The 24,370-nt window shown below is 57.5% G+C and carries 20 protein-coding genes and 3 pseudogenes; 12 read left to right on the forward strand and 11 right to left on the reverse strand.

The window, feature by feature from the left end; genetic code table 11:
* The first annotated feature begins 166 nt into the window (after positions 1 to 166).
* On the forward strand, positions 167 to 859 hold the full coding sequence (locus tag M989_RS18620) for an IclR family transcriptional regulator (RefSeq protein ID WP_064547732.1): 693 nt from the start codon (positions 167 to 169) through the stop codon (positions 857 to 859).
* Here M989_RS18620 and M989_RS18625 read toward each other — a convergent pair.
* From M989_RS18625 to M989_RS18635, 3 genes are all read right to left on the reverse strand, one after another.
* Positions 831 to 2,162 carry an MFS transporter gene (locus tag M989_RS18625; RefSeq protein ID WP_064547734.1) on the reverse strand — a complete coding sequence of 444 codons (1,332 nt, stop codon included), beginning with the start codon at positions 2,160 to 2,162 and terminating at the stop codon, positions 831 to 833. The two genes, M989_RS18620 and M989_RS18625, sit on opposite strands and share 29 nt — an antisense overlap.
* 388 nt (positions 2,163 to 2,550) lie before the next feature.
* Positions 2,551 to 3,441, reverse strand: coding sequence for a dihydrodipicolinate synthase family protein (locus M989_RS18630; RefSeq protein WP_064547736.1), 891 nt, complete (start codon positions 3,439 to 3,441; stop codon positions 2,551 to 2,553).
* Between the two features lie 123 nt (positions 3,442 to 3,564).
* Positions 3,565 to 4,452 carry a MurR/RpiR family transcriptional regulator gene (locus M989_RS18635; protein ID WP_064547738.1) on the reverse strand — a complete coding sequence of 296 codons (888 nt, stop codon included), beginning with the start codon at positions 4,450 to 4,452 and terminating at the stop codon, positions 3,565 to 3,567.
* Positions 4,453 to 4,773: 321 nt separating this feature from the next.
* Between M989_RS18635 and M989_RS18640 the strand changes: the two genes are divergently transcribed.
* The 4 genes from M989_RS18640 to nanQ are packed head-to-tail and all read left to right on the forward strand — an operon-like array spanning position 4,774 to position 8,340.
* A complete protein-coding gene (locus M989_RS18640) occupies positions 4,774 to 6,264 on the forward strand; it encodes an MFS transporter (RefSeq protein ID WP_064547741.1) in 1,491 nt (496 codons plus the stop codon).
* A 50-nt stretch (positions 6,265 to 6,314) separates the two neighbouring features.
* Positions 6,315 to 7,004 (forward strand): N-acetylmannosamine-6-phosphate 2-epimerase, encoded by a 690-nt coding sequence (locus tag M989_RS18645; protein ID WP_064547743.1) that lies wholly within the window; start codon positions 6,315 to 6,317, stop codon positions 7,002 to 7,004.
* Positions 7,001 to 7,876 (forward strand): N-acetylmannosamine kinase, encoded by an 876-nt coding sequence (gene nanK, locus M989_RS18650; RefSeq protein ID WP_064547745.1) that lies wholly within the window; start codon positions 7,001 to 7,003, stop codon positions 7,874 to 7,876. Before M989_RS18645 ends, nanK begins: the two co-directional genes overlap by 4 nt.
* Positions 7,873 to 8,340, forward strand: a complete 468-nt coding sequence (gene nanQ, locus M989_RS18655) for an N-acetylneuraminate anomerase (RefSeq protein ID WP_064547747.1) — start codon at positions 7,873 to 7,875, stop codon at positions 8,338 to 8,340. Before nanK ends, nanQ begins: the two co-directional genes overlap by 4 nt.
* Before the next feature lie 87 nt (positions 8,341 to 8,427).
* Here nanQ and M989_RS18660 read toward each other — a convergent pair whose 3' ends face one another.
* Both M989_RS18660 and hpaR read right to left on the reverse strand, forming a co-directional pair.
* Entirely contained in the window at positions 8,428 to 9,696 is a 1,269-nt protein-coding gene (locus tag M989_RS18660; RefSeq protein WP_064547749.1) for an MFS transporter, read from the reverse strand.
* Positions 9,697 to 10,013: 317 nt separating this feature from the next.
* Complete coding sequence (hpaR, locus tag M989_RS18665; RefSeq protein ID WP_064547751.1) at positions 10,014 to 10,427, reverse strand: homoprotocatechuate degradation operon regulator HpaR; 414 nt, start codon at positions 10,425 to 10,427, stop codon at positions 10,014 to 10,016.
* 264 nt (positions 10,428 to 10,691) lie between these two features.
* Between hpaR and M989_RS18670 the strand changes: the two are divergent.
* The 4 genes and pseudogenes from M989_RS18670 to M989_RS18685 form a co-directional block, all read left to right on the forward strand.
* Positions 10,692 to 10,973: pseudogene (locus M989_RS18670) on the forward strand (fumarylacetoacetate hydrolase family protein); the annotation flags it as partial.
* Positions 10,957 to 11,847: a 4-hydroxyphenylacetate catabolism regulatory protein HpaA gene (gene hpaA / locus M989_RS18675; protein ID WP_064547754.1), complete on the forward strand. Its 891-nt coding sequence runs from the start codon at positions 10,957 to 10,959 to the stop codon at positions 11,845 to 11,847. The pseudogene M989_RS18670 and the gene hpaA, both read left to right, overlap by 17 nt.
* 297 nt (positions 11,848 to 12,144) lie before the next feature.
* Positions 12,145 to 13,707 (forward strand): 4-hydroxyphenylacetate 3-monooxygenase, oxygenase component, encoded by a 1,563-nt coding sequence (hpaB, locus tag M989_RS18680; RefSeq protein WP_064547755.1) that lies wholly within the window; start codon positions 12,145 to 12,147, stop codon positions 13,705 to 13,707.
* Between the two features lie 19 nt (positions 13,708 to 13,726).
* Positions 13,727 to 14,242 carry a 4-hydroxyphenylacetate 3-monooxygenase reductase subunit gene (locus tag M989_RS18685; protein WP_064547757.1) on the forward strand — a complete coding sequence of 172 codons (516 nt, stop codon included), beginning with the start codon at positions 13,727 to 13,729 and terminating at the stop codon, positions 14,240 to 14,242.
* Between the two features lie 71 nt (positions 14,243 to 14,313).
* On the opposite strand, the gene M989_RS18690 is transcribed toward M989_RS18685, so the two are convergent.
* Positions 14,314 to 15,057, reverse strand: a complete 744-nt coding sequence (locus M989_RS18690; RefSeq protein WP_064547759.1) for an SGNH/GDSL hydrolase family protein — start codon at positions 15,055 to 15,057, stop codon at positions 14,314 to 14,316.
* A 198-nt stretch (positions 15,058 to 15,255) separates the two neighbouring features.
* Positions 15,256 to 15,480: an ECs_2282 family putative zinc-binding protein gene (locus M989_RS26570; RefSeq protein WP_425337868.1), complete on the reverse strand. Its 225-nt coding sequence runs from the start codon at positions 15,478 to 15,480 to the stop codon at positions 15,256 to 15,258.
* Positions 15,481 to 15,635: 155 nt separating this feature from the next.
* On the opposite strand from M989_RS26570, the gene M989_RS18700 reads away from it, so the two are divergent.
* Positions 15,636 to 16,940 (forward strand): sensor domain-containing diguanylate cyclase, encoded by a 1,305-nt coding sequence (locus tag M989_RS18700; protein WP_064547763.1) that lies wholly within the window; start codon positions 15,636 to 15,638, stop codon positions 16,938 to 16,940.
* Here the strand turns inward: M989_RS18700 and M989_RS18705 are convergent, their stop codons facing one another.
* On the reverse strand, positions 16,941 to 18,146 hold the full coding sequence (locus M989_RS18705; protein WP_064547764.1) for a multidrug effflux MFS transporter: 1,206 nt from the start codon (positions 18,144 to 18,146) through the stop codon (positions 16,941 to 16,943).
* Positions 18,147 to 18,334: 188 nt separating this feature from the next.
* Here M989_RS18705 and M989_RS18710 point away from each other — a divergent pair, with 188 nt between their 5' ends.
* Together M989_RS18710 and M989_RS18715 are read left to right on the forward strand one after the other, a co-directional pair.
* Entirely contained in the window at positions 18,335 to 19,456 is a 1,122-nt protein-coding gene (locus tag M989_RS18710) for a ribosomal protein uL16 3-hydroxylase (RefSeq protein WP_064547766.1), read from the forward strand.
* A 262-nt stretch (positions 19,457 to 19,718) separates the two neighbouring features.
* Positions 19,719 to 20,618: pseudogene (locus tag M989_RS18715) on the forward strand (amino acid permease); the annotation flags it as partial.
* On the opposite strand, the pseudogene M989_RS24890 reads toward M989_RS18715, so the two are convergent.
* The 3 genes and pseudogenes from M989_RS24890 to flhA all read right to left on the reverse strand — a co-directional run.
* A pseudogene (locus tag M989_RS24890) lies at positions 20,604 to 20,903 on the reverse strand (pyruvate formate lyase family protein); the annotation flags it as partial. The pseudogenes M989_RS18715 and M989_RS24890 sit on opposite strands and share 15 nt — an antisense overlap.
* A gap of 240 nt (positions 20,904 to 21,143) precedes the next feature.
* Positions 21,144 to 22,079 carry an alpha/beta hydrolase gene (locus M989_RS18720; protein WP_064547768.1) on the reverse strand — a complete coding sequence of 312 codons (936 nt, stop codon included), beginning with the start codon at positions 22,077 to 22,079 and terminating at the stop codon, positions 21,144 to 21,146.
* A 203-nt stretch (positions 22,080 to 22,282) separates the two neighbouring features.
* Positions 22,283 to 24,364 (reverse strand): formate hydrogenlyase transcriptional activator FlhA, encoded by a 2,082-nt coding sequence (flhA, locus tag M989_RS18725; protein ID WP_064547770.1) that lies wholly within the window; start codon positions 24,362 to 24,364, stop codon positions 22,283 to 22,285.
* Positions 24,365 to 24,370: the final 6 nt, after the last annotated feature.

Below are 24,370 nucleotides of genomic sequence, written 5' to 3' on the forward strand. Positions count from 1 at the left end.
AGCGCGGCACATAGCCCGGCCAGGCCGCCGCCGGCGACCAGCAGATCGGCGCGCAGGGTCTGGTGGGGAAAATCACGTTCATGGGTTTGCTGGAAAATTTGCATAAATTGTAATTCCTGCCTTTCTGGCGATAAAATAATAGTCTTTAAAAAAACGGGATCCCGCTATGTCGTCTCAACCTAATCAAAGCCTTATCGACGGTATTCGCTGCCTGCAGTATCTGGTGTCCAGCGATCGGGCTATCGGTTGTCGCGAACTGGCGCGGCTGATGGGCATTAACCCCACCCGCGTGAACCGTCTGCTGATGACCATGGCGGCCATCGGCTTAACCACCCAGGACGAGCAGCGTCGCTATCTGCCTGGGCCCGGTATTCACGCGCTGGCCGCACAGGCGATCCGCGGTTCAACGCTGTTTTCAAAAGCCCTCCCGCTGCTGGAAACCTACGCCCCGAAAGATATCGTGGTGGCGATGGGCGTCCTGTGGGAGGACCAGGTTATCTACATCTTCCACTCCCGCCCCGGCAGCCATATCAGCCAGGCGCTGGCGGGTTTTCACATGATGCCGGCCTGCGAGTCGGTCATCGGTATTGCGCTGCTCGCGGCCGAAGGCGACGAGGTACTGGCACAGCGCTTTAGCGCGGAAGAGGTTGCGCGTATTGCGCCTTATCTTCAGCAGCAGCGTCAGCTGGGCCACGTGGTCTGGCCGCACGATGACGGCGAAGTCTCTCTCGCCCAGCCGATTCAGTTCGGTTCACACAAGGCGGCGCTGGCTTTTGCCGGGATGTATGACCCCACCCCGGAACAGACCGCCGCGCGGCTGGCCGAACTCATTACGCTTTGCGACCGACTGACGGCGTAGCCTTGTCGCTGTCGAGGTCAATCTTGCCGACCACGAACAGATAAGAGCAGATCCCCAGACAGGCCAGTACGGCGATAAAACCGAGCGCTGGGGCGAAGTTATGTCCGTCGATCAGCGCGCCGATGGCGATCGGTACGACGATCGAAGAGAGCGCGCCGGTAAAGTTGAAGACGCCGCCCGCCAGACCAATCAGATGACGCGGCGCGAGGGCTGTCACAAACACCCAGGTGATCGTCGCCAGACCGTTGCCAAAGAAGGCGATGGACATAAACAGGATGATCAGCGTGGGGTCATCGGTGTAGTTGGCGCCAAGGATAAACAGCGTCAGCGCCATCCCCAGAATGACCGGTGCTTTACGGGCGAAGCTGGCAGACACGCCGCGACGAATCAGACGGTCCGATACAAACCCCGCCAGCAGCACGCCGACGAAGGCCGCGAGGTAAGGGACGGAGGCGACGTAGCCGGATTTAATAAAGTCCATATGGCGATATTGCACCAGATAGGTTGGGAACCAGGTCAGGAAGAACCAGAAGGTGGCTGAAATGGTGAACTGGCCAAAGTAGATGCCAATCAGCTTACGGCTTTTAAACATCAGCCCCAGATCCTGCCAGCTGAACGGACGCTTAGCGGCGTTCTCGCGGCTTTCCATGACCGCGCCGCCGTCGCGCAGGTGATCCAGTTCGGCTTTCGATACCGTTTTGTGATCCAGCGGATCGCGATAGACGCAGTACCACAACACGCCCCAAATCATCCCTGCTACGCCGGTAATCAGAAACAGCCCGCGCCAGCCGAAGAGATCCTGGATGTGAAACAGCACCGGCGTCATCAGCGCCATGCCGACAAACTGGGCGGAAGAGTAAATACCGATTGCCGTGGCGCGTTCCTGCTCCGGGAACCAGCTGGAGATCACGCGGTTGTTTGACGGCATCACGGGGGCTTCAAACGCGCCGACGCCCAGACGCAGGCCAACCAGCGCGCCAAAGCTGCTGGCGACAGCGTGCAGCGCGGTAATCAACGACCAGATAAACAGCCCCACGCCGTAGACCAGGCGAGAGCCGAGACGGTCGATCAGAAATCCGCCTGGGATCTGCAATGCGGCGTAGATCCAGCCAAACGCGGAGAAGATAAGCCCCATCTGGAGCGGGGTAAACTGCAGCTCGCCGGACATCTGCGTCGCCGCGACCGAGAGGTTCGTTCGGTCCATGTAGTTGATAATAATATTAATAAACACCAGGCCTAGCACAAAGAAGCGTACCCGGCCGGTCGAGCGGGCGGCAGATCTTGTTATCGGTTGTTCTGACATAGAGGTGTTCTCATCATTTTAAGGTTTAAAAGGTAAGAGGCGTCATAGGATTGTTGTTAGTGTTTCTTTTATAGAAACAAGAAGCCGGATGCAAAGTGAGATGTAAAGAAGTGTGATCTGTCTTGTATTTGTACAGCAATGAAATCGGTTTCAGGTGCTGGGATGGGGGGCTCCCCCTCACCCTAACCCTCTCCCCAAAGGGGCGAGGGGACTGTACGGTGCGGTTGGTGGGATTCATGCAGGGTTTTGCCCTCTCCTGAAAGGGGAGAGGGACTGTACGGTAGAGCTGGTGGGCTTAATGCAGGGTTTTCTCCCTCTCCCTTGCAGGGAGAGGGCCGGGGTGAGGGTTCAGCGTGCACGGCCTCCGCACAGGCGATGACCGTAACCGTTAAAGAAACTCCGCCGCACGGAATTTTTCCAGCGCGTCCTGCTTTTGTTCCGCCGTCATCGGGCGGAGCGGACGGCGCGGGTCGCCCACGTCGATACCGTGCAGCTGCATGGCCAACTTCCCGGCCGCCACGCCGCCGTACTGCACCAGCACGCGAATGATGGCGATCACTTTGTCCATGCAGGCCGCCACGTCCTGGTGATTGCCCTGATTAAAGCTGTCGATCAGACGGAGATAGAGCGGCGCGGCGTAGTTGTAGGTACTGCCTACTGCACCTATCGCTCCGCAGGCGAGCCCCGCCGGCAAAAATTCGTCCACGCCGAAGGGGATATCGAACTGGCCGTTGTTAACGCGCAGACAACGCTGGAACTCGTACATGTCGCTGGAGTTAAACTTCATACCGGACAGATTCGGGATTTTATCGGCTGCGGCAATCAGGAACTGTTCCATATCGAGGCTTAGCCCGGACATGCCCGAATGATAGTAGTAGAACCCCTTCGACGGCGCGGCTGCGGCGTTGAGTCGGCAATATTCGACCAGATCGTCGACGCTGGAAGGTTTAAAGAAGCAGGGGCCAATCACCGAGGTGGCGAAAATATCTAACGTCTCCGCGTGACGGCTCAGCTCCAGCGAGTCGGCGATGCTCAACGCGCCAGTATGGAGCGTAATGCTGAGCTTGCCGTGGCTGGCCGCGACCCAGCGCTCGGCGATCTTTTTACGTTCAGCAACGGAGCAGTGGATGCCCTCGCCGGTGGTGCCAAGAACATACACGCCCTTTACGCCCTGGCCGATAAGATGCTCGGCAATCTGGTCAATGACCGGATAGTTCACTTCACCGTGGCCGTCGAAAGGGGTGTGCGGCGCAGCGATAAGACCTGTTAGCTTTTCCATGTAAACCTCAAGTGGTGTTTTTCTTCTTAACTAAAAATTAAAATGAAGCATAACTCCACTTTGCGGACAAATGATACCCATAGGGAAAAACGAGAGTATCAGAGTGTGATCGGCCGCACTAAATTAGGCCTGACGAGGAACCGTTAAGGCGTCCATGGTGCGCAGTTTATTGGCCTTCGCCTGTTCCGGATCTTTCTGCACCAGCAGGGTGTAGATAAGATCCAGCACGAACAGCTGCGCGGTCTTGGTTCCGATGGAGTCACCCTGCAGACGCCCCTGTCGATTACCATTAATCAGCGTGAAATCAGCGACTTTGCTCAGCGGAGAGCCCAGGTTATGGGTCAGCGCGACGGTGGTCGCGCCCGCTTCTTTGGCAAGGTGCAGCGCATGGGTGGTTTCCGGGGAGTGGCCTGAGTGGCTGATGCCGACGGCGACATCGCCCGGTTTAAGCAGGGACGCCTGCATGTACATAAAGTGATTGTTGGTGAGCGCATCCACGCGCATACCGATACGCATCAGCTTATGCTTCATATCTTCGGCGGTAACGCCGGACGCGCCCACGCCAAAAATATAGGCGCTGTTGCAGGCGTGCAGCGCATCGACAACCTGTTCGACCTGGCGCATATCCAGCAGATTCAGCGTTTCGGACAGCACGTTGGCAATCGCGCCTTGCAGCTTCAGACCAATAGTGTGGGCGTCATCGTTTTCCACCACTTCCGCGTCCAGCAGCGTGCTGCTGTCATCGCTGTCGACCATCGCCAGCTCAATGGCCAGCTCCATTTTGAAATTCTGAAAGCCCTTATAGCCCAGTAGGCGGCAGAAACGGATCACCGACGCTTCGCCGGCGTTGATCTCATGTGAAAGATCGGCGATGGAAAGCTGCGTCACCTTATGGGGTGAAGTCATGATGTAGTTGGCAATGCGCTGCCCAACGCGGGTCAGACTGCTCTGCATCGCCCCCAAAGTATCAAGTATTTTTCCGGCCTTAACCGGTGAGTTCGGACTCTCCATTGCTTCCTGCTCTTCACGCTGACTGAGTGGGTAATGATGGGGCAGCGCCTGCGGTCAGGCAAGAAAATCGGTGTAAAAACCGTGTAATAGCCGCCATTTTGCGCGCACCTGCGCCGATGGCGACGGCATGTTGTGATGCAGATCGATTTTTTAGCCTCCGTCATGCTTACCTCTATGACGTTGTTCACACATTTCAGTCTGTGCTCTTGTGGTGCTTTTCTTCTTGTAAAATTATTAAATGGAGTTTTACTTCATTTGAGTGTGTCGCACTCACTCTTTAGGCACATAGGTATTGCAATTTGCTCATCACAGGAGAGCAACATGAGTGGAATTACAAAAGCCATTCCATGGTACAAACACCTTAATAAATCCCAGTGGCGGGCTTTCTCAGCCGCATGGCTTGGCTATTTGCTTGATGGTTTTGATTTTGTCTTAATTGCCCTGGTATTAACGGAAGTACAGAGCGAGTTCCAGCTCACCACCGTACAGGCGGCGAGTATTATTTCCGCCGCGTTTATTTCGCGCTGGTTAGGCGGGCTGCTGCTGGGGGCGATGGGCGATCGCTACGGCCGTCGCCTGTCGATGGTCACCAGTATTATTCTTTTCTCCGTCGGTACGCTGGCCTGCGGCCTGGCGCCGGGTTACACCTCAATGTTTATCGCCCGTATGGTTATCGGGATGGGGATGGCGGGGGAGTACGGTTCCAGCGCAACCTATGTGATTGAAAGCTGGCCAAAACATCTGCGTAATAAAGCCAGCGGCTTCCTGATTTCCGGTTTTTCCGTCGGCGCGGTGGTGGCGGCACAGGTCTACAGTCTGATCGTTCCTCTCTGGGGCTGGCGCGCGCTGTTTTTCATTGGCATTCTGCCGATTATTTTTGCGCTGTGGCTGCGGAAAAATATCCCGGAAACGGAAGACTGGAAAGAGCGTCAGGCGAATAAAACGCCGGTGCGCACGATGGTCGACATTCTTTATCGCGGCAAGCTGCGGCTGATGAATATCGCGATGAGCTGCGCCGCGATCGCCGCCCTATGGTTCTGCTTTGCGGGCAACCTGCATAACCCGGCGATCGTACTGCTGCTGGCGCTGGTGTGTACGGTGATTTTTGTCAGCTTCATGGTGCAAAGCAGCGGCAAACGCTGGCCGACCGGCGTGATGCTGATGGTGGTGGTGCTGTTTGCTTTCCTCTATTCCTGGCCGATTCAGGCGCTGCTGCCGACCTACCTCAAAAGCGAGCTGGGCTATAACCCGGCGACCGTAGCGCAGGTGCTGTTCTTTAGCGGCTTTGGCGCTGCGGTGGGCTGCATTGTCGGCGGCTTCCTCGGCGACTGGCTGGGAACGCGCAAAGCCTATGTTTACAGCCTGTTGGCCTCGCAGATTCTGATTATCCCGGTATTCGCCATTGGCGGTTCCAGCATCTGGGGTCTGGGTATCCTGCTGTTCTTCCAGCAGATGCTAGGCCAGGGCATTGCCGGCATTCTGCCGAAGCTGATCGGCGGCTATTTCGATACCGACCAGCGTGCGGCAGGCCTCGGCTTTACCTACAACGTCGGGGCGCTGGGCGGGGCGGCGGCGCCGGTGATTGGTGCGCTGGTCGCACAGCATCTCAGCCTTGGCTCCGCGTTGGGGTCGCTCTCCTTTGGTTTAACGTTCGTCGTGATTCTGCTGATTGGTCTTGATATGCCGTCTCGCGTACAGCGCTGGATTCGTCCGGAAGCACTGCGCACGCATGATGCTATCGACGGTAAGCCGTTTAGCGGCGCGCTGACCCGCCAGACAGAAAAATCGGTTCCCGTTTGCGGTAAGCATTAATTACAGGCGCCCGGACGCGCCGGGCGCAAATCGAAGTTAAGGATGTACTTATGTCGTTGTTAGAGAATCTGGATGCAAGCATTCAACAGCAGGGTGGGCTTATCGTTTCTTGCCAGCCGGTCCCCGGCAGCCCGTTAGATAAACCGGATATCGTGGCGGCGATGGCGCTGGCGGCGGTACAGGCGGGGGCCGTGGCGGTCCGCATCGAAGGCATTGAAAACCTGAAGGCGACGCGCGCGCTGATTAGCGTTCCGATTATTGGGATTGTAAAGCGCGACCTCACTGATTCACCGGTACGCATTACCCCCTACCTTGAGGACGTGGACGCGCTGGTGCAGGCCGGTGCCGACATTATTGCTTTCGACGGCACCGAACGCGCTCGCCCGGTGGCCGTCGCGGAAATCATTGCCCGGATTCATCATCACCAGCGTCTGGCGATGGCAGACTGCTCTTCGCAGCAGGATGCGGCATTTTGTCACCGCCTTGGCGCGGATATTATCGGCACCACGCTTTCCGGCTATACCACCGATGTGGTGCCGCAGGAGCCCGATCTGGCGCTGGTGGCGGCGTTAAGCGCTAAAGGCTACCGCGTGATTGCCGAAGGGCGCTATAACTCGCCGGCGCTCGCCGCACAGGCCATGCGGCACGGTGCCTGGTCGGTCACCGTCGGCTCGGCGATTACGCGCCTTGAGCATATTTGCCAGTGGTATCGTGACGCGATCGTGGAGGAAGCGGTATGAGCACGCTGGCGATTGATATCGGCGGCACCAAGCTCGCTGCGGCACTTATCGATCCCCAACAGCAGCTCATCGACCGCCACGTTTTACCAACACCCGCCAGCCGCACGCCGGAGGCGCTACGTGAGGCGCTGCGCTCGCTGGTTGCGCCATTTGCCGGGCAGGCACAGCGCGTGGCGGTAGCCTCAACCGGCATCATCCGTCACGGCATTCTCACGGCCCTTAACCCGGATAATCTTGGCGGCCTGGCGCAGTTTCCGCTGGTGGATACCCTCGCTCAGCTTACCGGGCTGCCCTGTCTGGCGGTGAATGATGCGCAGGCAGCAGCCTGGGCGGAATATCGCGCGCTGCTGGGCGATATTCGCGATATGGCGTTTATCACGGTGTCGACGGGCGTCGGCGGCGGCATCATCAGTCATGGCAAGCTGCTTACCGGTCGTCACGGGATGGCGGGGCATATCGGACATACGCTGGCCGACCCGCACGGGCCGCTTTGCGGCTGCGGGCGTCGCGGTTGCGTGGAAGCGATTGCCTCTGGACGCGGGATTAGCGCTCAGGCGGTTGACGCTCTCCACGGTATGACCGCAAAAGAAATCTATGCGCTGCACCAGCAGGGGCATCCGCAGGCGACGTGCCTGATTGAGCGCTCGGCCCAAACCGTGGCGCGACTGATTGCCGATCTGAAAGCCAGCTATGACTGCGAATGCGTGGTTCTCGGCGGCAGCGTCGGTCTGGCTGAAGGTTATCTATCCCTGGTCGCCGGGTATCTGGCGCGAGAACCGGCGGCCTATCACACGCATCTTGTCGCCGCCCATCATCAGCATGACGCGGGGTTACTCGGCGCGGCAATGCTGGCAGAAGAGGACATCATATGATTATTGGCGATATTCGTTGCCCTGAGCGTACCGGATTACCTTCACCGCTGCTGGCGGCACTGACGCTGGCCCTGAAGGCGGATCCGCAACGCTGTGAACCGGGCTGTCACGTTTTGCAGGGGGACGATATTTTTATGAACGTGATGCAGTTTATGACGCAACCTGCGCACGCTAAGCGGGCCGAGCTGCACGCGGAATATATTGATGTGCAGATCCTGCTCGCCGGAGAAGAGCGCATTGATTTCGGGTTTGTTGACAGCGCCCGTCAGTGCGATGAATGGCACCGCGAAGACGATTACCAACTGTGTGATGAGATTGCCGGGCAGCAGTCCATCACGCTGCAGGCGGGAATGTTTGCGGTATTTTTCCCCGGAGAGCCGCATAAACCGGGCGTTCAGGGAGAGACGCCTGCCGAGATAAAGAAAGCGGTGGTGAAAGTGCATCGACAGCTGCTTGAGAGGTAGGCTTTCGAACCCGCCCGGGGTTGGCTAGCGCCTCGCCCGGGCTACCGTTCATGTAGCCCGGCCTGGCGAAGCGCCGCCGGGGGGCTGTCAGCTGACCGGGTTCACTTCCAGCTCGGGTTCCGGCGAACGCAGCAGCGCCCACAGAATAATCGCCCCGACCACGTCAAACACGGCCAGCACGGCAAACAGTGGGCTAAAGCCTAATGTGTCTGCCAGCGCGCCAACCACCAGGGCGAATAAGGTGCTGGCGGTCCATGCAGCCATGCCGGTAAAACCGTTGGCGGTGGCCACTTCGCCCGGATCGAACATGTCGGAAGAGAGCGTAATCAACGCGCCGGACAGCGACTGGTGGGCAAAACCGCCGACGCACAGCAGCGCAATAGCCACGAACGGGCTGCTGAACAGACCGACCATGCCTGGTAGGATCATCAGCGCTGCGCCCATGGTGACAACCAGCTTACGTGAAACCACAATATTGACGCCAAAGACACGCTGGAAGATCCCCGGCAGATAGCCGCCGATGACGCAGCCCATATCGGCGAACAGCATCGGGATCCAGGCAAACATGGCGATATCTTTCAGGTTGAAGCCGTAGGTGTGCACCATAAACAGCGGGATCCAGGCGTTGAAGGTCCCCCATGCCGGTTCCGCCAGGAAGCGCGGCAGGGCGATGCCCCAGAATTTACGTTGCTTCAGCAGCTGGCCGATGTGTACTTTATCGACCGTTTTTTTCTCTGGCTGGCCTTCGGTGATGTAGTTGTACTCTTCTTTGCTCAGTTTTTTGCACTGGCCCGGTCGGGTATAGACCAGGTACCATCCCAGCGCCCAAACAACACTGGCAATCCCGACGATCACGAACGCCAGACGCCAGCTGTGAATGTAAATCGCCCATGCCACCATCGGCGGCGCAATGATGGCGCCCATCGAAGAACCGACGTTGAAGTAGCCCACGGCGACGGAACGTTCGTGATCCGGGAACCATTCGGTGACCGATTTCAGCCCTGCGGGGATCATCGCGCTCTCGGCAAAACCACCTAAGCCACGACACAGCGCCAGGCCTTGCCAGCTGTTGGTGAAGGCGGCACCAATGCAGAAGATGCCCCACAGCGCGCCAAACAGGGTATAACCCACTTTGGTGCCCAGCGTATCAAGCACATAGCCCGCGATGGGCTGAGCAATGGTGTAGCAGGCGGAAAACGTCGCCACGATCCAGGAATACTGCTGAGTAGTGACATGAAGATCGCTCTGAAGCGTCGGCGCAGCGGCCGAAATAGTATTGCGGGTTAAATAGCATAAAATCGTGCCAAGCGTGACAAGAGCCACCATAAACCAGCGCGTATGACCAGTAGTGCGCATAAAACGTTCCTTTACTTCTTAGGATATGAGACGGCCTGCGGGGTGAACAGGCACAACTGCGGTCATACAGAGAGAAGATAAATCGCCAGCCATACGCAGAGCGTTGGCGGCACACAGCGGTCCTTTTATGAGAATTAGTGAATCCGTGTCACATTTTTTATGAATATTAAACCTGTATTTCATAAAATTATGTGATCTGATTCAAAAATATCAGGATGGCGTACCACTTAAGTGTATCGGGGTAAGTAATGGCGTAATGAACCGTTAAGGGAGGTTTCATTCTGCCCGAATTGCTGTGAAAACAGGCAGATAATGGGTTATTTGTTGAGGGTAATAAACTCGTGTAGCAACGCCGTCAGCTGTTTCATCTTCTCAGGCGTGAACTTCTGTTCGATTTCTAAGTAGGCCTCTTCCACTTTCGCCTGCGCGCGCTCGTACAGCGCGTACCCCTCTTTGGTGAGCGAGACATAAAGTTTACGCTGATCGTTGACCGGCTTCAGGCGTAACACCAGCCCATCTCGCTCCATGCGCGTCAAAATCCCGGTCAGGCTGGGCCGGAGAATACAGGTGGCGGCGGCCAGATCGTGAAAGTCCATTGAGGGATTGTCGACCAGCACGCGAACAATCCGCCACTGCTGCTCCGTCAGATTATGCTGCTTCACGATAGGCCGAAAATAGGTCATCGCCACTTCCCGCGCCTGCATCAGGGCGATGGTTAAAGAATCGTGCATTCTGCCTCCTGCCACTTCTCATCATTAATATATGAACAATATAGCAATGTTGCTTTTATCAACAGCATATTTTTGATTAAACCTGGTGGTTCTGAAGCTGATTTTTATTAATTCATTGATTATAAATATTTATTTTTAATTTGTGTAAAATTATTGTTAATCGAGTCACAAAAAAATTACTTGTGTTTGCTAAATGAACAGCGGAGGAATAAAACAGATCATTAATATATTAACGAAATAAATGCTGTCTCTAAGAAGCTGTAAATGAAAGGTACCGTTTTCGCCGTGGCGCTCAACCACCGCAGCCAGCTTGATGCCTGGCGCGACGCGTTCGAGCAGGCCCCCTACAAGGCACCGCCTAAAACCGCCGTCTGGTTTATCAAACCGCACAATACCGTTACCGAAGGCGGCCAGCCGATCCCATTCCCGGAGGGGGAAACGGTATTCAGCGGCGCGACGGTGGCGCTGGTGGTGGGTAAAACGGCCCGTAAAGTTGGCGTGGAAGAGGCGGCGGATTATATCGCCGGTTATGTGCCAGCGTGCGATTACCAATATCGACATCAGCACCGAGTATGAGGAGAGCCTCGGCAGCAAGGACGTGCACTATCAATCGTTCGCCCGCATGGCGGCGTTTTTTGGCCGCGATATGCAGGCGCATCGCCACGATCAGTTTTTCCAGATGCACTTTCTTGATACCGGGCAGATTGAGCTGCAGCTCGACGATCACCGCTATTCGGTGCAGGCACCGCTGTTTGTGCTGACGCCGCCGTCGGTCCCGCATGCGTTTATCACCGAGTCGGACAGCGACGGTCACGTGCTGACGGTGCGGGAGGATTTGGTCTGGCCGCTGCTGGAGGTGCTGTATCCCGGCACCCGCGAGGCGTTTGGCCTGCCGGGAATGTGCCTGTCGCTGGCGGATAAACCCGACGAACTGGCGGCGCTGGCGCACTACTGGCGGTTGATTCAGCGCGAGTCTACCTCTGAACTGCCGGGGCGCGAGCACACGCTGGTGCTGTTGGCGCAGGCGGTGTTCACCCTTTTGCTGCGTAACGCGCCGCTCGACGACCACGCAGCCAGCGGCGTGCGCGGCGAGCTGAAGCTGTTCCAGCGCTTTAACCAGATGATTGATAACCACTATCACCGCCACTGGACGGTGCCGGACTACGCCAGCGAGCTGCACCTGACCGAATCCCGGCTGACGGATATCTGCCGCCGGTTTGCCAACCGTCCGCCGAAAAAGCTGATTTTCGACAGACAGCTGCGTGAGGCCAAGCGGCTGCTGCTGTTTTCCGACAGCGCGGTGAGCGAGATTGCGTGGCAGCTTGGTTTTAAGGACCCGGCCTATTTTGCCCGCTTTTTTAACCGCTTAGTGGGGTGTTCGCCGAGCGCGTTTCGCGCGCAGAAAGTCCCGGTGTCGTGATTTTCCCCTCACCCTAACCGACCGTGCAGCTTGCATGTTGGTTTTTCCCCCTCGCCCCTTTGGGGAGAGGGCCGGGGTGAGGGGCCATCGCGCACCAAACACTACGTAGCCCGGCCAGGCGAAGTGCCGCCGGGAATGACACCAAACCCTACCCAGATCACAGAACCGCCCCTCGCCCGAAAAGTACCAGCCGTTGACCCAAAAGTCTCTTCACCGCCTCCCCTTTAAACGCTTCAATTACGAAACAAGAGAAAAACATAAATTTAACAAATCCGATAGATACTGGAGTGTACCCGAATGAAACCTGAAGATTTCCGCGCAGACACCAAACGCCCGTTAACCGGTGAAGAGTACCTGAAAAGCCTGCAGGATGGCCGTGAGATCTATATCTACGGCGAGCGCGTCAAGGATGTCACCACCCATCCAGCCTTCCGCAACGCCGCGGCTTCCGTCGGCCAGCTGTACGATGCGCTGCACAAACCGGAAATGCAGGACAAGCTGTGCTGGGGCACCGATACCGGCAGCGGCGGCTACACCCACAAATTCTTCCGCGTGGCGAAAAGTGCCGACGACCTGCGCCAGCAGCGCGACGCCATCGCCGAGTGGTCACGTCTCTCCTACGGCTGGATGGGGCGCACCCCGGACTACAAAGCGGCGTTCGGCAGCGCGCTGGGCGCGAACCCGGCGTTCTACGGCCAGTTCGAGCAGAACGCCCGCCACTGGTACTCGCGCATTCAGGAAACCGGGCTGTACTTCAACCACGCCATCGTCAACCCGCCCATCGACCGTCATAAGCCGGCGGATGAAGTGAAAGACGTCTACATCAAACTGGAAAAAGAGACCGACGCCGGGATTATTGTGAGCGGCGCGAAGGTGGTGGCCACCAACTCGGCGCTGACCCACTACAACATGATTGGCTTCGGTTCCGCGCAGGTGATGGGTGAAAACCCGGACTTTGCGCTGATGTTCGTCGCACCGATGGATGCCGAAGGCATGAAGCTGATTTCCCGCGCCTCCTACGAGCTGGTGGCCGGCGCAACCGGCTCCCCGTACGACTATCCGCTCTCCAGCCGCTTTGACGAGAACGACGCGATTCTGGTGATGGATAAGGTGCTGATCCCCTGGGAGAACGTCCTTATCTACCGCGATTTCGATCGCTGTCGTCGCTGGACGATGGAAGGCGGCTTTGCCCGTATGTACCCACTACAGGCGTGCGTGCGTCTGGCGGTGAAGCTCGACTTCATTACCGGCCTGCTGAAGAAATCGCTGGAGTGTACCGGTACCTCTGAGTTCCGCGGCGTGCAGGCGGATCTCGGCGAAGTGGTGGCGTGGCGCAACATGTTCTGGGCGCTGAGCGACTCCATGTGTTCCGAAGCGACCCCGTGGGTTAACGGCGCCTACCTGCCGGACCACGCGGCGCTGCAAACCTACCGCGTGATGGCGCCGATGGCCTACGCCAAAATCAAAAATATCATTGAACGTAACGTGACCAGCGGCCTGATCTACCTGCCGTCGAGCGCCCGCGACCTGAACAATCCGCAGATCGACCAGTACCTGGCGAAATACGTGCGCGGCTCCAACGGCATGGATCACGTTGAACGTATCAAGATCTTAAAACTGATGTGGGATGCGATCGGCAGCGAGTTCGGCGGTCGCCACGAGCTGTATGAAATTAACTACTCCGGTAGCCAGGATGAGATCCGCCTGCAGTGTCTGCGCCAGGCCCAGACCTCCGGCAACATGGACAAAATGATGGCGATGGTCGATCGCTGCCTGTCTGAGTACGACCAGAACGGCTGGACGGTGCCACACCTGCACAACAACGCTGATATTAATCTGCTGGATAAGCTGCTGAAGTAATTGGCAGCGGGAGGTCACAATGCAATTAGATGAACAACGTCTGCGTTTTCGCGATGCTATGGCCAGCCTGTCGGCCGCCGTTAACGTCGTCACTACCGAAGGGGAAGCGGGCCGCTGCGGCATCACCGCCACCGCCGTCTGCTCGGTCACGGACTCGCCGCCGTCGGTGATGGTCTGTATTAACGCCAACAGCGCTATGAACCCGGTGTTCCAGGGCAACGGTAAGCTGTGCATCAACGTGCTCAACCATGAACAGGAGATCATGGCGCGTCACTTTGCCGGCATGACCGGTATGGCCATGGATGAGCGCTTTAATCTCGCTGGCTGGCAGCGCGGCGCGCTGGGGCAGCCGGTGCTAAAGGCGGCGCTGGCATGTCTGGAAGGTGAGATACGCCAGGTGCAGACTATCGGTAGCCATCTGGTCTATCTGGTGGAAGTTCAGCATATTGCGTTGGCGGAAGAAGAGGGGCACGGGCTTATCTATTTCAAACGCCGTTTTCATCCGGTGATGATGGAAGCGGAAGCGCTGGCTTAAGCGCTCTTCAATTCTCTAAGCCCCATCGGGCAGATCAGGAGCGATTGCCCGATGGCGGCGCCGCCAATCAATCATTGTGAGTCGGAAGGCGTGTACCCGTCCACCTTCGACAGTGTCGCCTGAACGGCACTTTCCGCCAGCGGGGTCATCACCCGATAGCCTTCCGCGTTGGGGTGCAGACCATCATCAGAGTAGCGGGCAATCAGTTTGCCGGAGGCGTCCGTCATTGGCGTGGCGTAATCCAGCCAGACAAAGCCTTGCGCTGTACACCAGCTTTTCAGCCAGTGATTCAGCGCGATCAGGCGCTCACGCGGGCGCTGGGCGTAAAGATCCTGCGAGTCAGGATTGGCGTCATGTACCGGGAGCACCGACGATATCACCACCCGAATACCGTGTAGCGTGGCCAGTTCGGTCAGCGTCATGATGTTCTCTTCGATATCCAGATTGCTCACCGGGCCGGTATTGCCTGCGATATCGTTGGTACCTGCGAGGATCACCACCACCTGCGGGCGCAGGTTCAGTACGTCCTGGCGAAAGCGTACCAGCATCTGCGCGGTGGTTTGCCCGCCAATACCGCGGTTGATGTAGTTTTTTCCCGGAAAGCTCTGGGCTAAATCCCAGCCGTCGGTAATGGAGTCACCGAAGAAAACGACCTGCGGGTCACGGTCCTGCTGAAGCAGGGCCTCGTTGTGCGAGCGATAGCGGCTGCGTTGACCGTAGTCATCGCTGTAGAAAGCGGCCTGGCGGCTGCGGTAGTCGTCGAGTCCAGGAAACCCGGTTCCGGGGATGAGAGCAGTAATCAGCGGCTGTGACACGATGTGTCTCTCCTTGCCGTAGTGAATGGTGAAACCACGTTAGCAAACGTCGATTTTTTGCGCTATCACTTCCGTGTGCGTAAGGCTCTGAATACGGACCAGAAAAATAGATTAGGGAAATGAAGGAAAATAAATAAATAGGGCTACAGGGATGAGGTCTAATATTTTCCTGTGATAAGGGAGGCAAAATTTACCCGGTTATTTATTTCCTTGAGACGACGAGTTTTTTAATTGAAATAAGGCTTCGTTAATCATTTCTTCGGCTTTTTGACGGGCGAATTTGATAAGCGCGTCTTTACTGAAGGGCGCGCCGCAGGCGTGACAGGTTAACGGATATTGATCTTCCGCGTTTTTTATTTTCTCAATGTCGGTTATTTCAGTCATACCGGCACATTCTGGACACAAATATTGAATTGCAATCACGGGCACGGCTCCTTTATCTTTGGTATAAAATAGTGCAGCCGCACAAATCGTCAAAGCCTTCCGGGCTATTAAATAACAGGTCATTTTGTTTTGGTTGATAAAGCGGTTAAAAAAGCACCGTTTTGTCAGGCCGATCGCACCAAAGGAGAGGGTGAATGACAATGGAGAAGCCGTTCGTACAGAAAGACCCGATGGATTCCGGCAGGCTGGCCGATCTCCTCAACCATAACACCGATTGGGTGTGGGAAGTGGACACGCAGGGGCGCTACGTCTGGTCCTCAGAAATGGTGATGCGCCTACTCGGCTACTCGGCTGAAGAGGTGCTTGGCCGTACGCCGTTTGATTTTATGGCGCCTGGCGAGGCCGAACGGCTGGAGAGCACCTTCCGCGAGGTACTCTCATCGCATAAGCCTTTCTCCGGCCTGATTAACCGCAACCTGCGGGCAGACGGTCGGGCGGTGATCCTCGAAACCAGCGGTATTCCGCTGTTCGATGAAAACGGCCAACTGACCGGCTATCGCGGTACCGATCGGGATATCTCCCAGCTCGGCGAGCGGGTGCTGCAGCTGGAGTCTATCTACCAGAATACGCCGTTGGCGCTGTGCGTTATCGACCGCCAGGGTCAGTTAACCAAGGCGAATAAAGCGATGGGCGAGCTGCTGGGGCAGCCGGAAGAAAAGCTGGTGGGGCAGTTTCTCAAAACGTTGATGCCGGAGTGGCACCTGCTGTTTCAGCAGGATTTTATTCTGCTCGACGGCGGTGAAGAGATAGCCAGCAAAGAGCTGTTTCTCTACGGCCGCTATTTCTACATTAAGCCCATGCCGGTGTATGACGCGGGTGGTAGCGTGGCGGGCATCTCCTCGGCGTGGATGGATATTACCGACCGTAAGCTGGCGGAACAGCAGCTTGCCCGCGCGAACCAGACGCTACTGCAGTACGCCGAACGAGACCATCTAACCGGCCTGTTTAACCGTCGCTACATGGATGATCGTCTCAGCTATGAAATTACCCGCGCACAGCGCGAGGGCACGTCACTCTCGCTGTGTATGGCGGATATCGACTTCTTTAAGCGCTACAACGACACCTATGGGCACCCGGCGGGCGACCAGGTGCTGCGCGCCGTGGCAGATGCGCTGAGAGGCGGATTGCGCCCGGGCGATAGCGTGAGCCGCTACGGCGGCGAAGAGTTTCTGGTGATACTGCCGGACACCAGCGCCGAAGGGGCATTGGCGGTGGCTGAACGCCTGCGCGAGCGGGTAATGGCGCTGGAGATTGTGCATGAAACCAACCCCATCGGCAGCGTGCTGACCATCAGTCTGGGCGTGATGAGCTGGGATTCTCCGCTGTCGGTGTGCAGCATTCAGAGCACTGCCGATATCGCTACTGAGCTCATCAGCTGCAGCGATGCGGCGCTGTACCGGGCAAAACAGCAGGGGCGCAACCGCGTGGTCAGCGCCTGATTATGCCACGGCCCTGGCGCGCGTCGTCAGGGCAATCGCGGTACTGATGAGGGTAAATAGCGCCATAATCCACGCCATTGTCCACGGCGTGCCGTCGCTGAGCGTTGCCAGCAGCAATGACGAGATAATCCCGCTGCCGTACTGCAATGCGCCAATTAGCGCGGAGGCTGAACCCGCGACGTTCGGCGCGGCGTCCAGCGCGGCGGCAGTCGAGGTGGCGGCGATAATCCCATTCATCGAAAACAGTACGAACACTGACACCACGATCAGCAGCAGGCCCCCAATCTGCCAGCGCGCGCCAATCGCCAACACGATAGCCGCCGCGCCCGCCACCAACAGCGATATTTTTAGCAGCGTCTCCAGCGGATAGCGGTGGACGATTCGGCGGTTGACCACGCTCATGAGCATGACGCCGACAACGTTCAGCGCGAATAGCCAGCCGTAGTGCTGCGGATCGACGCCGAAGTAGCTGATATAGACGAACGGCGACCCGGCGATAAACGCGTAGGCGGCCACGTAAAAGCTCGTCAGGCACAGGGTGTAGCGCATAAAGGCGACATTGGTTAACAGCAGGCCGTAGTTCTTAAACACGCCGCCCAGCGACGCTTTGACGCGCTTCTCTTCCGGCAGCGTTTCCGGTAGCCAGAAGAGAGTGAAGAACATCAGTACGCCAATCGCCGCCAGCAGCCAGAAAATGACGTGCCAGCTGGCGAACACAATGATCTGTCCACCGAGTAGCGGCCCGGCAATGGGAGCGATGGCCATCATCAGAATCAGCGTCGAGAGCATTTGCGCGGCGCGGGTGCGGCTGAACAGATCACGGATCATCGCGCGCGCCAGCATGGGGCCGGTACAAGCCCCCAGCGCCTGGAATACACGCCAGAAGACAATCTGCTCAATATTGCGCGAGAGCGCGCAGCCGATCGAGCCGATAATAAACAACCCAAGGCCGATAAACAGCGGCAATCGACGGCCAAAACGGTCGCTTAGCGGCCCCCAGATCAGTTGGGCAATGCAAAAGCCGACTAAAAAACCGGTAATCGTGAGTTCGACGTTGCCGTGTAAATCGCGCGCCATCATCGGCATGGCGGGAAGATAAATATCGGTTGAGAGCGAGGTAAAAGCCATTAAGGCACTGAGGATGACAACAAAAAGCAGGCCATGCTGACCTTTGGCGGGTGTCTTCCGCGTCGGAGTACCAGTCATATTGATCCGTTCGGGAGTGTTGAAAGGCCGATAGAATATATTGATTTTATGAACGGATAATTAGGCAAAATGGTAAGACGTTATGAATTCTATTCATCAGTGTACATCCGCAATTGATTCATCACAAAGCGGACGGCGGGTAGCCCTCTTTATAATCGAGCCTACCCCTCTACTGATGGTATAAAAACATGGCTTATCAACTCAACCTTAACTGGCCGGAGTTTCTGGAGAAATACTGGCAGAAACAACCGGTGGTCCTGAAAAACGCGTTCCCGAATTTTGTCGACCCGATTACGCCTGATGAACTGGCTGGTCTGGCGATGGAGATGGAAGTTGACAGCCGTCTGGTGAGCCACGTCGACGGTAAGTGGCAGGCGAGCAACGGCCCGTTTGAGGATTTTGACCATCTGGGGGAAAAGAACTGGTCGCTGCTGGCGCAGGCGGTGAACCACTGGCATGAACCTGCCGCCGAGCTTGTGCGTCCGTTCCGCGTGCTGCCGGACTGGCGTCTGGATGACCTGATGATCTCCTTCTCGGTACCGGGCGGCGGCGTAGGCCCGCATATCGACCCGTATGACGTCTTTATCATTCAGGGGATGGGCCGCCGCCGCTGGCGCGTGGGCGATGCGCTGCCGTTAAAACAGCACTGCCCGCATCCGGCGCTGCTGCACGTTGAGCCGTTTACGCCGATTATCGAAGTGGAAATGAACCCGGGCGATATCCTCTACATTCCGCCAGGATTCCCGCACGATGGCTATACCTATGAAAATACGCTGAACTATTCCGTCGGCTTCCGTGGCCCGAACGGTCGTGAGTTGATCAGCAGCTTCGCCGACTACGTGCTGGAGAACGATCTGGGCGAGAAGTACTACACCGACCCGGATCTCACCTGCCGTGAACACGCGGGTAAGGTGGAAGAGCACGAGCTGGAGCGTCTGCGCATGATGATGATCGACATGATCCGTCAGCCGAACGATTTCAAACAGTGGTTCGGCAGCTTTGCCAGTACGCCACGCCACGAGCTGGATATTGCCCCGGCGGAGCCGCCGTTCGAACCGGAAGAAGTGCTTGCTGCGCTGGAAGATGGGGAAACCCTGCGCCGCCTCAATGGATTACGGGTACTGAACGTGGGTGAGAGCTTCTTTATCAACAGCGAGAAGCTGGAGACCTGCGAACCGCAGGCGGCTGACGCGCTGTGCCGCTATACCGAGCTGGATAAATCCCATTTTGGCGAGGCGCTGCGAAATCCGGCATTTGTCGCGGAACTGACGGCGCTGATTAACCAGGGATACTGGTTCTTCGACGAGTAAGTTTCTGCGGTGGGTGAGGGTACAGCGCATACCCTCACCCCGACCCTCTCCCTGGAAGGGAGAGGGAGCAAACCCGCGCCATACCCACTCACTGCACCATTCGATTCCCTCGCCCCTTTGGGGAGAGGGTTAGGGTGAGGGGAACAAGCCGCACCCTTCCTTCATTCCTGCTGCTCCCCGTCGTTTTGCAATTAGTTAACAATCGTTGTATAACCTTCTCTTCATTTGGATGTTTAGATGTCCATACGTTTAGAAGGTAATAATGCAAAACACAACACAACAACAAGGTGGGCAACTTAAGCGCACCATGAAAACCCGCCACCTGGTGATGCTGTCGCTGGGCGGCGTTATTGGCACAGGGCTCTTTTTCAATACCGGCTATATCATCTCCACCACCGGCGCGGCGGGCACGCTGCTGGCCTATTTGATCGGCGCGCTGGTGGTCTGGCTGGTGATGCAGTGCCTCGGCGAACTGTCGGTGGCGATGCCGGAAACCGGTGCTTTCCACGTTTATGCAGCACGTTATCTTGGCCCGGCAACCGGCTACACCGTGGCGTGGCTCTACTGGCTGACGTGGACGGTGGCGCTGGGGTCGAGCTTTACCGCCGCCGGGTTCTGTATGCAGTACTGGTTCCCGCAGGTGCCGGTGTGGATCTGGTGCCTGTTTTTCTGCGTGCTGATTTTCGGCCTTAACGTCATCTCAACCCGCTTCTTCGCCGAAGGAGAGTTCTGGTTCTCGCTGGTGAAGGTCATTACCATCATCGCCTTTATTATTCTGGGCGGCGCGGCCATCTTCGGGTTTATCCCCATGCAGGACGGCTCGCCGGCGCCGGGGCTGCGCAATATTACCGCCGAAGGCTGGTTCCCGCACGGTGGGCTGCCGATTCTGATGACCATGGTGGCGGTGAACTTTGCCTTCTCCGGCACCGAGCTTATCGGCATTGCCGCCGGTGAAACCGAGAATCCGCACAAGGTGATCCCGGTCGCCATTCGGACCACCATCGCACGGCTGATTATTTTCTTTATCGGCACCGTTTTCGTGCTGGCTGCGCTGATCCCGATGCAGCAGGCGGGCGTCGAAAAAAGCCCGTTCGTCCTCGTCTTTGAAAAGGTCGGAATTCCGTACGCGGCGGACATTTTTAACTTCGTGATCCTGCGGGCGGGTGGGGAACTGATCTAACTCTTTGAGCAGCCAGTAAGGATCCATCTCTGGCGACATGATCCCGGCACGCGGTTTGATGGTGCGGTTGCCGGCAATCAGTTCGTCGTCGCGGATGCTGATGGCGACCTTATCGAGAATATGCGCGGTGGCTTTCGCGCGACGGAGGATAACCGGCTCGCCTTCGGTCTGGCGGTGGCTTTCGGTGTACAGCACGGCGCGTTCAAGGGAAATTTCGCGCGGGTTGGCAAAGAGGGCGTCTTTCAGGCGCTGGATACGATTAGTCATTTTGCGGGCTCCTCGGGAGATTAACCTGACGTTTCTTATGGCTTCTACGTTAGGCAAATGCGGCAAGGCGAGACAGAAGAGAATGGGGTGATTTACTGGATTATTGTGATCAAAAAGGAAAAATGAGATCTCAATTTTGTCTGGGTGATAAACACGATTGCCGGATGGCGGCTTCGCCTTATCCGGCCTACAGGACCGCGCAGGCTGTAGGCCTGATAAGCGCAGCGCCATCAGGCGCGGCTAACGCAGCGACGCAATCCAGTTCATCGCCAGTTCCGGCCAGGCGGCGGCGGGCAGACCTTTGGCGCCGCGAATACCAAACCCGTGCTTGCCTTCGGCAAACAGATGCAGTTCGGTTGGCACCTTGTGCGCACGCAGGGCGTTGAACATCACCAGCGAGTTATCGACCGGCACCGACGGGTCGTCCACCGCGTGCATCAGGAAGGTAGGTGGCGTCTGGTTGGTGACGTTCAGCTCTGGGGAATAGTGATTGATCTGCTCGGCGCTGGGCATGTCGCCAATCAGCGCTTTCCGCGATCCGGGATGGGCAATGGCCTTATCCATTGAAATGACCGGATAGCCGAGCACCACGAAATCAGGTCGCGCGCTCTGCTTATCGACGTCATCTATCGGGGCATAAACCGTCTCGCTATAGCGAGTCTCAAGGCTGGCTGCGACATGCCCACCGGCGGAGAAACCCATCACGCCAATTTTGTGTGGATCAATCTGCCATTCGGCGGCGCGGGCGCGCAGAGTGCGCAGCGCCCGTTGAGCGTCGGCGAGCGGCGCATTGGCCCCATCGGCGTGACCGTCGGCGGGCATGCGATAGGTCATGACGAACAGGGTGTAGCCTTTGGCGTTAAACGGTGCGGCTAAATCACTGCCTTCTTTATCCAGCACCACTCGCTGGTACGAGCCGCCGGGCGTGACCAGCAGCGCCGCGCCGTTCGGATGTTCTGGCGCATAAACGGTGATTTCCGGCGCGCGGATGCCGGTGACCGCGCGGTCGGGCAGGGTGGGATCGTTGCTGCGTTCGACCAGCGCGTAGCTGACCGGGCTGTTTTTAGCACCAGGCGCTTCGCCGCCGGGCCAAATGGTAAATGCAGGCAGGGCGGCGAAGGCCGTCTGCGCGGAGAATAATAGGGCAAGGGTAGCGGACAGAGGTAAGCGAATCATAAGCGTCTCCCGGAGAAAACGCTTGTTTATCATTCATTAAGACTGCAGAACGCGAAATGATTCACAAAACGGTGTTTCATAAAATAAGAAACGATGGGGAGTGGGAGATTTTATATTCTGCCCGCCCCCTCACCCAGACCCTCTCCCCATAGGGGAGAGGGGACCGAATAGCGCCGTCTGGGGGAGCGACGCCGGGGGCGGTGTTACATCAGCGCATCTTTATCGATGCCCAGACGCTTCATGCGCGACAGCAGCGTGGTGCGCTTCAGCCCGAGACGCTGTGCGGCGCCTTTGGCCCCGGCGACCACGCCGTTGGTCTCTTTCAGTACCCGAACAATCAGCTGGTATTCGTCTTCGCCGTCTTTCGCCGCTTCGGCCACCGGGGCCGGTTGTGGCTCATCGCCCGCGAACGCCAGCTCCGGCATCGATAGCTGTAACACGCTGCCGCGGGTCAGCAGCACCGCGCGTTCAATCACGTTTTCCAGTTCACGTACGTTGCCTGGCCACTCCATCTGGCTCAGCGTGCGCAGCGTTTCCGCCGGAATGCTGTCGATATTACGTCCCAGACGGCGGGCGATTTTAAAGGTGAAGGCCTTCACCAGCAGCGGAATATCTTCCGGACGCTCGCGCAGCGGCGGTAGGTGGATCGGGAAAACGTTGAGGCGGTAGTAGAGATCGCTACGGAATTCGCGATCGAGCACCATCTGTTTGAGATCGCGGTTGGTGGCGGCGATCAGGCGCACGTCGGTCTGGATCAGTTTGTTGCTGCCCAGACGTTCAAATTCCTGCTCCTGCAACACGCGCAGCAGTTTCGGCTGCAGTTCCAGCGGCATATCGCCCACTTCGTCAAGGAACAGCGAGCTTTTATCCGCCAGTTCGAAGCGACCAATGCGCTGGGCGCTGGCACCGGTAAACGCGCCGCGCTCGTGGCCGAAGAGGTCGCTTTCCAGCAGGCCCGCTGGCATTGCCGCGCAGTTCATTTTCACCATCCGGCGGTTATTACGGCCGCTCAGATTATGGATGGCGCGGGCAATCAGCTCTTTGCCGGTGCCGGTTTCACCGAGGATCAGCACCGTACTGTCGCTTGGGGCGACCATCTCAACCTGCTTGAGGACGTTGAACATCGCTTCGCTGCGGCCAATGATTTCGCCAAACTCGCCGTCAACGTTGTTGAGCTGTTCGGTCAGCGCCAGGTTTTCATCCACCAGACGCTCTTTCAGACGGTGGATTTCCTGATAAGCGAGGGCGTTATCCACGGCGATGGAGACGCGTTCGGCAATCTGTTTAAGCAGCTTGAGGTTAGCGGCGCAGAACACCTTTTCATCGCACTGGGCAAGCTTCAGCACGCCAAGCATCTGGTCGCCGGACATCAGCGGCAGCAGGCACAGCGTCTGGATTTTATCATCCCACATCTCAAACAGCTGGCGCTCGTACGGGGCAAGTTTGTCCTGCTCGTTGAGGTTGAGCATCAGCATCTCTTTGCTTTTGAACACCCGCTCGGTCAGCGTGCCTGACTCGTTCACTTCGCTCTGATCGTGCACCGGATCGTTAACGTCGATGTAGTGCGTGGAGTAGATATTCAGTTTGCCCTTGCGGTTGCTGCGCAGCACCACGCTGATGGCGTCGATATTGAAGTAGTAGTGAATCTCTTTCGCCACCGCGCTAACCAGCTCGTCCATATCGAGGCGCGACAGCACGGCGTTGGTGATAGCGACCAGAATGCGGAAGTTATCGCGCTCGCGGCACAGCAGATCGTAATCGACGTTATTGGTCACCCGGCTTTGAATTTGCTCGGTCACCACGGCGACGATCTGCGTGAAAATATGCAGACGCTGATACTCTTTCTCGGTCCACGGGCGGTCGTCCTGGCGGATAAATTCGCAGCCGCCAAAAATGCGCCCTTCCGCCGCCAGCGGCAGCAGACAATAGTGGCCAAACGGCTGATACAGCTCGCTGGCCGCCAGTTGCGGCCAGGCTTCGCTGAACTCAGCGTAGCTACAGTGGAGCGCGTCGGGACGAGAGAGCAGGCGTCGGACCGGGCCGTTTGCCAGCAGATTATCGTCTTCGTAAGCGATTGGCCGACCGGCTTCACGCGTGGCGTGATAGCCCGCGCGGTGGTTTCCCGGCTGTAGCAGGACGATCGCCGCGCTGTCAGCCAGCGAGGACTGTTTCGCCAGCTGCGCCAGCGTTTCGCTCAGCGCCGCGAGATCGGGCTGTTGGAGAAGAGTCCGGGTGATATCGAACAGCCCTTGCTGACCGAGATCGCCCATCGGTGTATACGACATGTCACT

The sequence above is a fragment of the Kluyvera georgiana ATCC 51603 genome (genome assembly GCF_001654985.1).
Taxonomy (GTDB): domain Bacteria; phylum Pseudomonadota; class Gammaproteobacteria; order Enterobacterales; family Enterobacteriaceae; genus Kluyvera; species Kluyvera georgiana.